Here is a 14,449-nt window from a genome sequence, read left to right on the forward strand (position 1 = left end):
ATAGAATATGGAAAAGTTGTCGAGATGAAAGACACTTTCGATGAAAACACCGCTCGCAGGGCCTGGATGGCATTGCTTGCAAAGGCGCCCGAAGGCCGGGTTGCCGCCTTGCTTGCCGCAGCGATGGCGCGCCCGGTCTTCGACTGGCTGCGCGCACCGGAAATTGGCAGCGCCATGGTACGTGGCCGGGCAGGCGGAACGGGCGCGCCATTCAACCTCGGCGAAGTGACTGTGACGCGCTGCGCTTTGACGCTGGAAAGCGGCGAAGTGGGGCACGCGTACATACAGGGGCGGCGCAAGGCAGATGCCGAAGCGGCCGCTCTGGTCGATGGCCTGATGCAGGGACCGGCGGCAGAACAGGTCCGCAAGGCGGTTCTGGAACCCCTCGAAGCCGAACGGAAAGACCGCGTTTCGAAACGCGCCGCCAGGGCGGCCGCCACCAAGGTCGAGTTCTTCACATTGATGCGGGGAGAGGATTGATGCAGGCCGAAACACTTGCAGGCGGATTTGACACTCCGGCGGTGCAGTCCGCCCATGCCTTTCGCGGCCTGCTGGAGGCGATGGCACGCCCCGGAACCGTACGGCAGATTGGCGGCGCGGCACCGCCCAGGCCCCTGTCCCCGGCCGCCGGTTGCGCTTTGCTGACGCTCTGCGACACCGATACGCCGGTCTACCTTGCCGGCGGCGCTGATTGCGACGCCGTGCGCGCCTGGCTGGCGTTTCACACCGGGGCACCTTTGACCGGACCGTCTCACTGCGCCTTCGCCATCGGGCGATGGGAGGATTTGCTGCCGCTGAGCGCCTACCCGACCGGAACGTCCGAATATCCCGACCGTTCTGCGACGCTGATCGTGGATGGTACCGATTTTGCCAAGCCAGGCGCAGTCCTGCGGGGGCCCGGCATCAGCGGGCAAGCCACCATGGCCCTGCCCGGGATCAAAGCCTTTCAGGACAACAACGCGCTTTTTCCCTTGGGCCTTGATTTCATCTTTGCTGGCGGAAGTCGGATCGCAGCATTGCCGCGTTCGACGAAGATCACCGCGCCCGCCACCGTGACGGAGGTCTTCTGATGTATGTTGCTGTAAAAGGCGGCGAACGCGCCATTGAAAGCGCCCATGCCTGGCTTGCGGAAGAGCGCCGGGGCGACACGAGCATTTCCGAACTCGGCATTCCGCAGATCCGCGAGCAACTGAAGCTTTCCGTGGATCGCGTGATGGCCGAAGGTTCGCTCTATGATCCCGACCTCGCGGCCCTTGCGATCAAGCAATCCCGTGGCGATCTGATTGAGGCGATATTCCTGATCCGGGCCTATCGCACGACGCTGCCCCGGTTCGGGGCGTCCAGCCCCGTCGACACGGGCGCGATGTCCTGTGATCGCCGTATCTCGGCAACCTTCAAGGATCTCCCGGGCGGGCAGATTCTGGGGCCGACGTTCGACTACACGCACCGTCTGCTCGATTTCAAGCTGGCCGCCGAGGGGGAGTTGCCCCAGGCCCCCACACGGGAGGCTACCCCCGGGAACGTGCCCCATGTTACCGAATTCCTGAACCGCGAGGGCCTGATCGAAGAGGCACCGCACGACGACACCCCACCGCCCGACCTGACCCGCGAACCGCTTGAGATGCCAGCGGACCGCGCCCTGCGCCTTCAGGCCCTGACCCGGGCGGACGAAGGCTTTACTCTCGGTCTCGCCTACTCCACCCAGCGCGGCTATGGGCGCAACCATGCCTTCGTGGGTGAATTGCGGATTGGCGCGGTCGCGGTCGAAATGGACATCCCCGAGTTGGGTTTTGCCATCGAGATCGGCGAGATCACCTTGACAGAATGCGAAACGGTCAACCAGTTCAAGGGATCGAAAACCGAGCCGCCGCAATTCACGCGCGGCTATGGTTTGGTCTTCGGACAAAGCGAACGCAAGGCGATTTCCATGGCCTTGGTCGACCGTGCGCTGCGCTGGGAAGAGCTTGGCGAAGACAACGTCGGCGCACCCGCGCAGGACACCGAATTTGTCCTTTATCATGCAGACAACATTCAGGCGACGGGCTTCCTCGAACATATCAAGCTGCCCCACTACGTCGATTTCCAGTCCGAGCTGGAGCTCGTGCGCAAGCTGCGCCGTGAGGCCGGCGCAACTGAAACTCAGGAGGCCGCGGAATGACCGACCAAGCCTACAACTTCGCCTATCTGGATGAGCAGACCAAACGGATGATCCGGCGTGCGATCCTGAAAGGGCTGGCGATCCCCGGGTATCAGGTGCCCTTTGCCAGCCGCGAAATGCCGATGCCCTATGGCTGGGGCACGGGCGGCGTTCAGGTTTCGGCCGCAGTGCTGACACCCGACGATACGTTGAAGGTCATCGACCAGGGGGCGGACGACACGACCAACGCCGTATCGATCCGCACGTTCTTTGAACGCACGGCGGGGGTAAAGACGACAACCAGAACCACCGACGCAAGCGTCATCCAGACCCGCCACCGTATCCCGGAAGAGCCGCTCACCGACAATCAGATCCTTGTCTACCAGGTTCCCATCCCCGAACCCCTGCGCTTTCTGGAACCCCGCGAAAGCGAGACCCGCAAGATGCACAGCCTTGAGGAATACGGGCTGATGCATGTGAAGCTTTACGAAGATATCTCCCGGCATGGCCATATCGCGACGTCCTATGCCTATCCGGTCAAGATCGAGGGGCGCTATGTCATGGACCCGTCGCCGATCCCCAAGTTCGACAACCCGAAGCTGGGCGACATGGCCGCGATCCAGCTTTTCGGCGCAGGGCGCGAACAGAGGATCTATGCGTTGCCGCCCTACACGCAGGTGGTCAGCCTCGATTTCGAAGATCACCCATTCGAAGCCAGCAAGGCCGATCACCCCTGCGGCCTGTGCGACGCGACGGACAGCTATCTCGACGAGGTCATCATCGATGATACCGGCGGGCGGATGTTCGTCTGCTCGGACACCGACTATTGCGCCGCGCGTCAGGCGGCAGGTTTCAAAGGAAAGGACGCGGCATGAGGCCCTTGTTGTCAGTGCAGGGCGTAGCCAAACGCTACGGTGCGCATATCGGCTGCGCCGATGTCTCCTTTGACCTTTATCCCGGTGAAGTCATGGGCATTGTCGGCGAAAGCGGATCCGGCAAGTCAACGCTGCTGAATTGCATGGCCGGGCACCTTGCGCCCGATGCCGGACAGGTGGTGTTTGACACCCGCGCGGAGGGACCGAAAGACACCGTTACAATGTCGGAGCCCGAGCGCCGGATGCTCTCGCGCACCGACTGGGCCTTTGTTCACCAACACGCCCGCGACGGGCTGCGCATGGGGGTTAGCGCAGGCGGCAATGTGGGCGAGCGGCTGATGGCTGTGGGCGCGCGTCACTATGGCGAAATCCGCGGTAAGGCCACCGATTGGCTGGAGAGGGTCGAGATCGACGCCGCGCGCATCGATGACCGCCCCACAACCTTTTCAGGCGGCATGCAGCAGCGCCTACAGATCGCCCGCAACTTGGTGACGGGTCCGCGACTGGTCTTCATGGATGAACCCACCGGCGGGCTGGATGTGTCGGTGCAGGCACGATTGCTTGATCTTTTGCGCGGCCTTGTCCGTGACATGGGGCTTTCGGCCATCATCGTCACGCATGATCTGGCCGTGGTGCGGCTGTTGGCCGATCGGCTGATGGTGATGAAATCCGGCCGCGTGGTCGAGGCGGGCCTCACCGACCAGGTGCTGGATGACCCCCAGCACGCCTATAGCCAGCTTCTTGTTTCTTCCGTCTTGCAGGTGTGAGCCATGATTGAGCTAAAGAACGTGTCCAAGACCTTCACTCTTCACAATCAGGGCAGTGCGGTGATCGAGGTCATCAGCGGCGTGTCCTTTGCCATTGCGCCGGGCGAATGCGTCGCGCTGACCGGAGCTTCGGGCGCGGGAAAATCGACCCTGATGCGCATGATCTACGGCAATTACCTGACGCAATCCGGATCCATCCATATCGGTGATCTGGACATCGTTCAGGCCGAGCCGCGCGAGGTCATAGCGCTGCGCCGCGAGGTGCTGGGCTATGTCAGCCAGTTTCTGCGTGTCGTCCCGCGTGTCCCAACGCGCGATGTCGTCGCCGACCCGCTTCGGGCTTTGGGCGTTTCCGCAGAAGAGGCACAAGCACGGGCGCGGCACCTGCTCGGTCAGCTCAATATTCCCGAAAGGCTCTGGTCGCTGTCCCCCACGACCTTCTCGGGCGGGGAACAGCAGCGTGTGAACATCGCACGGGGATTTGCCCATGAATATCCGGCCTTGCTTTTGGATGAGCCCACGGCAAGCCTGGACGCCGCCAACCGCGAAGTCGTGTTGTCCCTGATCGAAGAAGCCAAGGCGCGCGGAGCAGCCATAGTAGGGATCTTCCACGACGAGGCCGCCCGCGATCGTGTCTGTGATCGTCAGGTTGATGTCAGCGCCTTCACGCCCGGACTGGCCGCATGACAGCCGGGCGCCTCATCGCAGTCGTTGGCCCGTCGGGCGTGGGCAAGGACAGCGTGATGCGGGGTATTGCCGAGGTCACGCCCAATATTCACCTGGTCCGGCGCGTCATCACGCGCGCGCCGGGCCTTGGCGGCGAGGACTACGACGCCGTTTCAATTCCGCAGTTCCAAGGCATGGCACAGAACGGCACATTTGTCGTCCATTGGGGCGCGCATGGCCTTTTTTATGGCATCCCGCAAACGGTCAGATACCAATTGAACAAAGGCACGGACTGTCTTGCCAATTTTTCGCGCAAAGCCCTTCAAGCCGGCGCTGATGCCTTTCCCAACTTTTTGGTTCTGAACATAACCGCCAGCGCCGAGACCTTGGCGACGCGTCTGGCCGACCGCGGACGGGAATCCGAAGCCGAGATCGCGAGCCGTCTGGCGAAGGCCGACAAGCCTCTGCCAGACGGACTTGACGTCATTCATCTGTGCAACGATGGACCTCTGGAAAACACGGTCGCCCGCGCCGTCGCCCAGCTTCAGCCGGCGAGCGTGTAGCGGTGGATCAGTTCGAACAGTCCGTCATCCCTTTCGCCGCACAACGCGATCTGATCGACGGTGAACGGCGTGGGCAATGCGGGCAAGTTCCCTTGGATTGTCTCCAACCATGCGCCGCGGGTCTCCAGCGGCAATTTGCCCGTCAGCGTCAGGTGAAACCGGAACTCCTCCATGACGTATGGATAGCCCCATTCCATCAACAGCGCATCTTGCCGCGCGGTCAGTCCAGACTTGCGTCTGCGGGCAATCTCATAGGTGTCGGGTTCTGCACGGAAGCCATCAAGCTCGCGCACGCAGGCGTACGCAACCCGCCTCAGCGCGTCGGTCGGCCCAAAGGGCGTGAGTGCAATGAGATTGCCAAGCATCATTGGCGCCAGCCCGTCGCAAACCGCCGGAGCGAGAGAGGCTGCCATTCGTTCCGCGGCGCGTTCCAACTCTGTCAAACTGCGCCCGGCACGCATCCGGAAAGGTGGCTTGAGCGTCCCGTGAAACCCGTATTTGCGCGGTGTCACGGTTATGTCACCCAAACCGCGCAATCTGGGCTGCGCCGCCATGCGCGCGCGCGAAATGTCCCAACCCAGCCAGGACGCACCAAACTGTGCCAAATCACCTTCGGGCGGCACATAGTAAATCGCAAATCGAGAGTATGACATGAATTCCCCTTTCTTCGCGCAGTCATTGGCAAAAACATGTGACACCGACGTGTCAAATGATCTGTGCCTTGCAAATGCAAAGCTCGTTCTGGCCGATCGCGTTCTGCATGGTGCCATTACCATCGAGAATGGTGTCATCACAGAGATCACGGAAGGCGATGGCTTGCCGACCGGCGCGCTGGATTGTGGCGGCGACCTGGTGCTGCCGGGCCTCGTCGAGCTTCATACCGACAATGTCGAACGTCACATTGAGCCTCGCCCCGAGGTGGATTGGCCACATCTTCCTGCCCTTCTGGCACATGACGCCGAGCTGGCCTCGACCGGGATAACGACCGTCTTCGATGCCATGCGGGTCGGTTCGATCCACTCTGGCAAGGGGCGATATATCGATTACGCCCGCAAACTGGCAGATGAACTGCTTGCTGCCCGCGCCGAAGGCATGTTCAAGATCAGCCACTTCCTCCACCTGCGCGCCGAAATCTGCTCAGAAACCTTGCTTGAAGAGCTGGCCGCCTTTGGCCCAGAGGATCGCGTCGGAATCGTAAGCCTGATGGATCACACCCCCGGACAGAGGCAATTCCGCGACCTGACGGCGCTGAAGACCTATGTCGCCAAAAAACGCGGAATGAACGAAGCTGAATTTGCAGACCATGTGCAGAACCTGCTGAGCCTGCAAGAGCGCTTTGGCGCCAGACATGAAGCAGGCGCCGTCGCGGAATCGGTTCGGCTGGGTGCGGTACTGGCAAGCCATGATGATACAACGGCAGACCACGTCGCAACGTCAGCCAGGAACGGTGTCGGTTTTGCCGAGTTCCCCACCACCATCGAAGCTGCCGAGGCATGTCGAAGCCACGGGATCGCCGTGATGATGGGGGCGCCGAATCTGATCCGCGGCGGGTCACACTCGGGTAACGTCGCGGCCGAGGACCTGGCAAGACAGGATCTTCTCGACATCGTCTCTTCTGATTATGTGCCTTCGGCGCTGCTCTTGTCCGCGTTCCGCCTTGCAGATGTCTGGGATGACCTGCCCCGCGCGGTCGCTTCGGTCACACGCAATCCGGCCCGCGCTGCGCGCTTGAATGATCGTGGAACGCTCCGGCCCGGGATGCGGGGGGATGTGCTGCAGGTGCGTCAGGCGGGACGAGCGCCGCTGCTGCGTGGAGTCTGGAGCCAGGGCCGAAAGATTGGTTGAGCGGATTATCCGGGCGGGCACAATTTTCCTCCAGCCCGGTTTCGCTTCGGCACCGGCAAGCATCTGCCGCACGTGAGAAAACCCGCCGCGACGTGCCCAGGTCGAAAAGAAATTCACCGGCCCTCCGGCTTCATCCCAGCCTGTCCGACCTTTACCGGGCCAAGATCCGCAACCAGTCCTCCGCCCTGCAGGACCCTGGCCTCAAGATGGAAGCGGCAGAAGCGCTGCGTGGGCTGATTTCCGAGGTTCGGATGGGTCCAGACGAAAACGCGCCAAACGGTCACCACATTGAACTTTCCGGGGAAGTGGCAGGTATTCTGGCATTGGGAGGGGCAAAACGACTCGGCCCGCGCAAATTGCACGGGCCGAGTCGGTTACGATGGTTGCGGGAGCTCGATTCCAGAAATACTTGCCTTTGTATTCCACGCCTAGGATCGATCACGATCACTACGCAGCATCTTAGCTAGTTTCTGGCACGAGGGGCGGATTTCGTTGAAAAAGTCGGCCTGAGAATGCGTTTTGAGCTGCCCTCAGGCTCGGGTTTCGCCGTTTGGTTCGGACAATGGTGTTGTTGCAGAACTCCTACCGTGAAGGATTCACATCACGAATCCATGCGGTTAGACGAGCGGCATGAGCAAGCCCAAGCCCGCCCGCTACCGCACTACGAACTGGTCCACCTACAACGATGCGCTCAGGAAGCGCGGGTAACTGCTGATCTGGCTGGACAAGGAGATGACCTGGCACGCGCCGCATGAGGGACGCCCGGGGCGCCCGCCGGTCTTTTCGAATGCCGCGATCCAGTTTTGCCTATCGATCAAGGTTCTGTTCAAGTTGCCGCTCAGGCAGACAGCCGGGATGGTCGCGAGCCTCCTGCGCTTGGCCGGGCTGGACTGGCCCGTTCCGGACTACTCGGCGCTGTGCCGCAGACAGAAGACGCTCAAGGTGCAGACCCCCTATCGCCGCGCCGGCGGGCCGCTGAACCTGCTGGGGCATTGTTGCAGAACTCAATCCTGGGGCGTGTCCGCCCCTTACCCCGCTGACGTCAGGCGACGCGAATAGTCTCAGCGGTGCCGAGTGCTTTGAAGCGGTTCATGAGTGCGATGCGGTTGTGGATTTCGGCGGACTGGCGTTCGCGGTCTCTTGCCATCATGCGCTCGTCGAAGGATTTCAGGCAGCGCATCTTCGCCTCGATTCGGCTGCGGGCGTGGTATCCCGTCCAGCGTTTCCAGGAAGCCCTGCCGTAATATCGCGTTGCGCGCAGGGTTTCGTATCGGGGGCGTGCCGACGGGCTGTCAACCTGCCATAACCGCCCGTTCTTGCGGATCGGAATGGCCTAACGCGCGAGGATGGCGGTGTGACAGCGGCGCGTGTCGTCGGCGCAGTCGGCAGTTGCGGTGCCGATCTGCTCGTCTTCCGGGACTTGTCCAAGGAGGTCTGGTAACACGGAATTGTCGCCATCACCAAGGAACTTGATCCCGGTGCTGTCCACGAGCAGGTTCAGCGGGCCATCTGCGCGGCGATAGGGAACCTGCATGGCCCGGATCTTTTGCCTGCGGCACAGCGTCGAGAAATCCGGCACAGTCCAGTCCCACTAACTTTAGCAGGCGCACTACCATCTCGGAAGCCTGGCGCAACGGCAGCTTGAAAAGGATCGTGATAGACAGGCAGAATTGGATGGCGGCATCGGAAATTACTGCTGACGGCCCGGGCCGACCGTAACGCGGCGCGAAGCAGATCATGGCCCTGTCGACCCAGATCACGAGCGCCCCCCGCTTCCGAAGCGATGCGTTGTAGCTGGACCAGTTCGTCGTGCGATAGCGGGCGGGAGGTGGTTTGCTCATGCAGCCCCTCTGACCGCAAGGATTCACGAAGTGAATCCTTCAAGGCGATAGTTCTGCAACAACGCCCCTTGAACCCCCAGTACAGCGCGAAAGCATGCAGCTTCGGATTGACCACCACCTCGCGCGAGTCCGGGTCATGGTGCTGGATCAGCGCCCGGGCATTGTCGAGCAACACCTCCTCGGGCACGCCACCGAAAGGCACGGAAGCGGCTCTCCATACCGTCGAACCAGTGCGCCTAGCGTTCGCCCCGGAAAGCTCGGGCGTACAGCCTGCGGGAATAGCCGAGCGTGGCAACGAAGAAGAACACCTTCTCCATCTGGTCCCCGATCGCGACACGCCGCTCTCCGAAGTCGATTTGCAGCTGCTGTCCCGGTCGCATCTCGAAGCGCACCGTCGCGCGGGGCTCGGCGCGCAGCTCCTGGCGCAGGTGGGCGCCCGCGCGCTCGACCGTGCGCAGGCTCACCGCGATCCGGAGCTCCGCCGCAGGTTCCTGCCGAACCACATCGGCATTCCCAGCATGGCGACGGAACCGCTCCTCAAGCCATGCCTCATGACCATCGAGCGCTCGAGGCCGCTGGGCCTTCGCGGCGCACCAGCTGCCCTCCGCCAGCCATCGCTTCACCGTGTTCCGGAGAGCACCCCAGTTCGGCCGCGATCCGCTTGATCCCCCAACCGCCCATTCAAGAAGATGGCATGCGTACCGCGACAGGCCCAATGGCCTGTCCCGGCATTTTTGACGCGCTTTGCAACAACGGCTTTCCGATAGATCGGCCTTATCAGACAGGTCGCACGTCCGCGTCAGCTCTGACTGACCGCGTTCATCACACCGACATCGTCACGCACCGCACGGCCGGCCTGGATCACCGTCACCACCTTGTTGTCGTGTTGACCGAAACAGGACAGATCCTCCAACGGGTTCGCGTCGACCACGAGAAGGTCGGCATGGGCACCTTCGGCGATCTGACCCACAAGGCCTTCCATGCGCACTACCTTGGCGTTGTTGATCGTGGCGTGGCGCAGCGCTTCGGCGGGGCCGCAAACCTCTTGGTGGATCTGAAGACCGTCGCCCTGATACCGCTTGGGCGACCAGCAGAGATCGGTGCCATAGCCGATGTTCACGCCCGCCTTCTGCGCCACCTTGAGCGATTCAAGGCCCGATTCCAGTACTTCATCGTTCTTTTCGGCGTTCTCGTCGCTCCACCCAAAGCTTTTGCCGTATCTGCCATCGGCCTGATAGGTGATCAGCGTCGGAACCAGATGCGCGCCTTTTTCGGCCATCAGGGCCGCGCTTTTGTCCGAAAGGAAGTTGCCGTGTTCGATCGACCGCACGCCCGCCGTCACCGCCCGGTGAATGCCGATATCGGAATAGACATGCGACAGCACATAGCGCCCGCAGCGTTCAGTTTCATCGACGATGGCGTAAAGCTCTTCCATCGAATATTGTGGATGGATTAACTTGTCGCCCGGCGAAGACACCCCGCCGCCCGCCATGATCTTGATCTGATCCACCCCTTGCCGCGCGTTCTCGCGCACCGCCTTGCGCACCTCGTCCACGCCATCCGCGATGATGGAAATCCCGCCCAGGTCGGACGAACAATGGCAGGTGTCGGCCCGCCCCCGATGATCGCCGTGCCCGCCGGTCTGCGACAGGATGCGCCCCGACACGAACAGGCGCGGCCCGGAGAATTCGCCCTTCTCCAACGCGCTACGATGCCCCTGATCGGCGCCCCCGGCATCACGCACGGTGGTGAAGCCGCGCATCAGCATCCCGTGCAGATGGTTGCCCGCCCGCGCGGTCAATTCCGAAGGCAGAACAGATTTGCCATCGTTGAACTGACCGATGAAGCAATGGGCGTGGCAATCCAGAAGGCCCGGCGACAGATATCGCCCATCAAGCGACACGCGCGCGATGTCGCCGTCCAACTCGCCCTCGGGAACAATTGCCTTGATCCGCCCGTTGCTGACCACCACAGCCCGTCCGGTCAGGATCTCGCCCCCCACCACATCGACGATGTGGGCATCGGTCAGGGCATAAACTTTCTGTGTCATGTGTCGTCCTTTTCATCGGTCTTGCCTTCCGGCAGGACATATCCGTTTCGCAGATCATATGCATGGGCACCGGAATCGCGTTTGGCCGGATCGCCCCAACCGGCGCCGCCGGCCGAATAATTGGTGAAGGCCTCGCCCTTTTGCAGAACCTCGCGGTACATCCCCACCTTTTTTTCCTGCGCGGTGCCGGGGCGCAGGACCATATGATTTTTAATCGGCGACGAACCGCCGCCGTACAGCCCCCAATTGGTGGTCTTCGATTTTTTCTTCATCGAAATCACCTCCATCTCGCCGCGCATATGGGCGCGCCGCCGCACGCCCAAGCCGCCGCGGTACTGTCCGGTGCCGCCTGATCCTTCGATCAGTTCCAGTTCATCGTGGAAGATGTTGGATTGCCGTTCCAGCACTTCGATGGGCGTGTTGCGCACAGTGCTGGTCGAGGGGTGTTGCAGCGCCGTCGCCCCGTCGTGGCGGTGCGTGGCGCCCCATCCGATGCCTTCGTTGTTGGACGTCACGAAGGGCTTGCCAGTGCGGTGGTGCCGCCCCACGGCCATGAACCCCGGTTCGTCCCCACCCGAAGACACCGGCAGCCAGTCGATGGCGGGAGCCAGCGCCTTGGCGATCAGTTCGAACGCCACCATTTTCGTCCAGGGCATATAGGTCGCTGCCGGATAGACCGCGTGGAACAATGTGCCCGGATCGGCCTTGACCGTCAGGGGCATGTAATTGCCATGGTTGGACGGCGCATCGGGCGAGGTGAGAAATTTGAAGTACGTCTTGGCCATCGAGATCGTGCCACCGAAGGGCGCGTTGACCGGGCCTTTGACCTGTTTGGACGATCCGTTGTAGTCGGCGGTGAAGCTGTCTTCGCCAATCGTCACCTCGACCGCCATGCGGATCATGTCGTCGGTGATGCCGTCGTCGTCCAGCCATTCCTCGGCCGACCAGGTGCCTTTCGGCAGTTTGGCCAATGACGCCAGCGTCTTTTCATGGGCGTGATCAAAAAACGCTTCAATGGCACCGAATGTCCGTTCCCGCCCGAAGCGCGCGAAAATCTCGCGCACTGCCGCTTCGCCCGTGCGAAGGCACGCCACCTGGGCGCCGAAATCGCCTGCGATCGCCTCGGGCAGGCGCGAATTGTATTGCAGGATCTGCCACAGATCCTGATCCAGCACGCCTTCCTTGATGATCCGCAGTCCCGGAACGATCAGTCCTTCCTGGTGAATATCGGTGCTGTCGATCACATAACCCGCATCCTTGGCCCCAAGGTCCAGCCAATGCGCCCGCACGCACAGAAACATGTCGATCCCGTCACCACCCGGCAGGAACACCGGCGACATCAGCAGGGCATCGGACGCATGGGCCGAGTTCCAATAGGGATAGTTCAACATCACCACATCGCCGGGGCGCAGGGTGGAAAGGTCCAGCTTCTGAATCAGCGTCTTCAGCGCGTAATCGTTGGCCCCGATGAAGGATGTGATGCCCGCCGCCTCGGCCACCATGCGGCCCTTGCTGTCGGCGATGGAGATGCCGAAATCCAGCACTTCGTAGATCACCGCGTTGAAGGCCGTGCGCACCAGGGTGCGGCGCATCTGTTCGGCCGCCGAAAAGAACAGCCCCGATACGATTTCCAGCTCTGCCGCCTTGCTGACCGTCATTGCGCGCCCTCCCCGTCGATCCGTGTTATGGAAATCATCCCGTAGTCATCCACCCGTGCCTGTTGATCGCCGCGCAGTCCCAGCGACGACCCCTCGTCGGTGATCAGCAGCGGCCCCCTGTAGGTCTTGCCCGGTTCCAGCGCATCGCGGCGCAGTTTGCGGCAATCGGCCATGCGCCCGGCGTGAGCGTCGAACATCCGGTGGTCCGCTTCTGCCGCCCCGGGGGCGGGCGCGGTCAGGCCGGCGGAAACCTCGGGCTTTTGCGCCGGGATCACCAGCTTCACCATCAGCGCGGTGATCTCCGCCTCGGTATCGAAGGTATGGCCAAACCGGGCCTTGTGCGCCTCGGAAAACCGCGAAAACAGGATCTGCGCATCCTCGTCCGGCGACCATGCGACACTTAGTGTGTGCTCCTGACCGACGAACCGAAGCCGAGCGGAAAAGCCGACCTCGGGGTCGGCATCGGCGCCGATCCGTTCGCGCAGGGCGGCCAGGCTGCGGGCGTGCAGATCGTCGGCGATGGTGCGCACATCGGGCAGATTGCCTTCGCCCACCGCCAGCATCACCGAGGCGCTTTCGGCGAACGACAGGTCGCTGGCCATCATGCCCCATGCCGAAAACACCGAAGGCAGCGGCGGCACGACCAATTCGGCCATATCCAGTTCGGCAAACAGCATCGGCCCCAGAAGCGGCCCGCATCCGCCGAACCCCAGCATGGCGAAATCGCGCGGGTCCAGACCCTTTTCCAGCATCATTTCCTTGACCGACGACGCGGTGCGCGAAATCAGCACATCGAAGATCGACCGCGCCGCATCTTCCAACGACAGACCCAACGGATCGCAGATCGCCTTTTGCATCGCTTCGGCGGCCAGATCGTAGGCCACCGCCATTTCCCCGCCCATGAAGTTCGTCGTGTCGATATAGCCAAGGATCAGCGCCGCATCGGTAACGGTGGGTTCGGTGCCGCCGCGTCCGTAACAGGCCGGGCCGGGCACGGCGCCGGCACTTTCCGGCCCGACCCGCAAAAGCGCGTTGTCGATCCGCGCGATGGATCCGCCCCCGGCACCCAGGGTACGCAGATCGAAGATCGGTTGCAGGATCGGAAAGGTCTCGATCCGCGCCTCGAACACATCGACAGGGTTGTGATCGACGATCAGGCAGGCATCGAGACTGGTCCCCCCCACATCGACCGAGATCACGTTGGGGCGGTTGGTCACCCGGCTGACGTGCAGCGCGCCGGAAACACCTCCGGCGGGGCCGGACAACACGGTCGAGATCGGCTGTGCCTCGGCAAGGCCGAAGGTCAGCATCCCGCCGGACGAATTCATCACGTACTTGCGCCCGTCAAAACCTTCGCCTTCAATCCCGTCGCTCACGCGGTCGAGGTAATTCTTCAGCACCGGTTTGATATAGGCGTCCAACACCGCGGTGCTGGTGCGTTCGTATTCGCGGTATTCATTGGCCAGAAGCGCGCCCGCCGACACCTCCATGTCGGGGCAAACCTCGCGCACGATGTCGGCAGCGCGCCGTTCGTGGGCCGTGTTGGCATAGGAATGGAGAAAGCTGATGGCGATTGCCTTGCATCCTTCGGCCTGCAATTCTTGCGCGGCCCGGCGCACCGCCTCTTCGTCCAGCGGCGTGATCTCGTCGCCCACATCGTCCATCCGCCCGGCAACGCCGCGGATGTGGCGGCGTTCGACGATGGATTTGGGCTGGGGATAGTCGAACCGATACATATCAGCGAATTCCAGCGCCCCGCGCCCGATTTCCAGGATGTCGCGAAATCCTTCGTTGGTGATGATCCCTACCGTCGTGCCCTTGCGTTCCAGCACGGCATTCAGACCCAAAGTCGTGCCATGGATAAATTCCGAAACCTGCGTGGCGGGCACGTCCAAGCGCCCGATGGCTTGGATCACGCCGCGCGCGGGATCGTCGGGAGTCGTGGGCAGCTTGAACGCCTTGACCGACTGAGAGGCGAAATCGAAAGTCACGATGTCGACGAAGGTGCCGCCGATGTCGATCGAAAGTTTATGGTCTTGCATGGACG

13 protein-coding genes and 2 pseudogenes are annotated in these 14,449 nt (G+C 62.2%); 9 read left to right on the top strand and 6 right to left on the bottom strand.

The genetic code is table 11. The features are described 5' to 3' along the window. The first annotated feature begins 24 nt into the window (after window positions 1–24). Genes phnG through phnN form a run of 7 tightly spaced genes read left to right on the top strand, consistent with a single transcriptional unit; the run spans window position 25 to window position 5,008 of the window. Complete coding sequence (gene phnG / locus H7828_RS19880; RefSeq protein WP_226782817.1) at window positions 25–480, top strand: phosphonate C-P lyase system protein PhnG; 456 nt, start codon at window positions 25–27, stop codon at window positions 478–480. Continuing rightward, a complete protein-coding gene (gene phnH / locus H7828_RS19885) occupies window positions 480–1,070 on the top strand; it encodes a phosphonate C-P lyase system protein PhnH (RefSeq protein WP_226782847.1) in 591 nt (196 codons plus the stop codon). Before phnG ends, phnH begins: the two co-directional genes overlap by 1 nt. Then, entirely contained in the window at window positions 1,070–2,158 is a 1,089-nt protein-coding gene (locus H7828_RS19890; protein WP_226782818.1) for a carbon-phosphorus lyase complex subunit, read from the top strand. Before phnH ends, H7828_RS19890 begins: the two co-directional genes overlap by 1 nt. Next, window positions 2,155–3,012 carry an alpha-D-ribose 1-methylphosphonate 5-phosphate C-P-lyase PhnJ gene (locus H7828_RS19895; RefSeq protein ID WP_226782819.1) on the top strand — a complete coding sequence of 286 codons (858 nt, stop codon included), beginning with the start codon at window positions 2,155–2,157 and terminating at the stop codon, window positions 3,010–3,012. The genes H7828_RS19890 and H7828_RS19895 overlap by 4 nt, the downstream gene beginning before the upstream one ends. Further along, a complete protein-coding gene (gene phnK, locus H7828_RS19900) occupies window positions 3,009–3,779 on the top strand; it encodes a phosphonate C-P lyase system protein PhnK (protein ID WP_226782820.1) in 771 nt (256 codons plus the stop codon). Before H7828_RS19895 ends, phnK begins: the two co-directional genes overlap by 4 nt. Window positions 3,780–3,782: 3 nt before the next feature. Further along, window positions 3,783–4,466: a phosphonate C-P lyase system protein PhnL gene (phnL, locus tag H7828_RS19905; protein WP_226782821.1), complete on the top strand. Its 684-nt coding sequence runs from the start codon at window positions 3,783–3,785 to the stop codon at window positions 4,464–4,466. Then, window positions 4,463–5,008: a phosphonate metabolism protein/1,5-bisphosphokinase (PRPP-forming) PhnN gene (phnN, locus tag H7828_RS19910; RefSeq protein ID WP_226782822.1), complete on the top strand. Its 546-nt coding sequence runs from the start codon at window positions 4,463–4,465 to the stop codon at window positions 5,006–5,008. Before phnL ends, phnN begins: the two co-directional genes overlap by 4 nt. Here the strand turns inward: phnN and H7828_RS19915 are convergent. Beyond that, window positions 4,990–5,661 (bottom strand): DUF1045 domain-containing protein, encoded by a 672-nt coding sequence (locus H7828_RS19915; RefSeq protein WP_226782823.1) that lies wholly within the window; start codon window positions 5,659–5,661, stop codon window positions 4,990–4,992. The two genes, phnN and H7828_RS19915, sit on opposite strands and share 19 nt — an antisense overlap. On the opposite strand from H7828_RS19915, the gene H7828_RS19920 reads away from it, so the two are divergent. Then, on the top strand, window positions 5,660–6,853 hold the full coding sequence (locus H7828_RS19920; RefSeq protein WP_226782824.1) for an alpha-D-ribose 1-methylphosphonate 5-triphosphate diphosphatase: 1,194 nt from the start codon (window positions 5,660–5,662) through the stop codon (window positions 6,851–6,853). The genes H7828_RS19915 and H7828_RS19920 overlap by 2 nt on opposite strands. Before the next feature lie 630 nt (window positions 6,854–7,483). Continuing rightward, window positions 7,484–7,840, top strand: a pseudogene (locus H7828_RS19925) (transposase); the annotation flags it as partial. Between the two features lie 55 nt (window positions 7,841–7,895). On the opposite strand, the pseudogene H7828_RS19930 reads toward H7828_RS19925, so the two are convergent. From H7828_RS19930 to H7828_RS19950, 5 genes and pseudogenes are all read right to left on the bottom strand, one after another. After that, window positions 7,896–8,694: pseudogene (locus tag H7828_RS19930) on the bottom strand (transposase). A 236-nt stretch (window positions 8,695–8,930) separates the two neighbouring features. After that, a complete protein-coding gene (locus tag H7828_RS19935; RefSeq protein ID WP_226782825.1) occupies window positions 8,931–9,317 on the bottom strand; it encodes a hypothetical protein in 387 nt (128 codons plus the stop codon). Window positions 9,318–9,493: 176 nt separating this feature from the next. Beyond that, the gene (locus H7828_RS19940) at window positions 9,494–10,744 is read right to left on the bottom strand and encodes a metal-dependent hydrolase family protein (RefSeq protein WP_226782826.1); all 1,251 of its coding nucleotides are present in this window, start codon (window positions 10,742–10,744) and stop codon (window positions 9,494–9,496) included. Continuing rightward, complete coding sequence (locus tag H7828_RS19945) at window positions 10,741–12,402, bottom strand: hydantoinase B/oxoprolinase family protein (protein ID WP_226782827.1); 1,662 nt, start codon at window positions 12,400–12,402, stop codon at window positions 10,741–10,743. Before H7828_RS19945 ends, H7828_RS19940 begins: the two co-directional genes overlap by 4 nt. Further along, window positions 12,399–14,444, bottom strand: coding sequence for a hydantoinase/oxoprolinase family protein (locus H7828_RS19950; protein ID WP_226782828.1), 2,046 nt, complete (start codon window positions 14,442–14,444; stop codon window positions 12,399–12,401). The genes H7828_RS19945 and H7828_RS19950 overlap by 4 nt, the downstream gene beginning before the upstream one ends. Window positions 14,445–14,449 lie beyond the last annotated feature (5 nt).

Origin of the sequence: Oceaniglobus trochenteri, from assembly GCF_020529025.1 — a bacterium.
Classification (GTDB): domain Bacteria; phylum Pseudomonadota; class Alphaproteobacteria; order Rhodobacterales; family Rhodobacteraceae; genus Oceaniglobus; species Oceaniglobus trochenteri.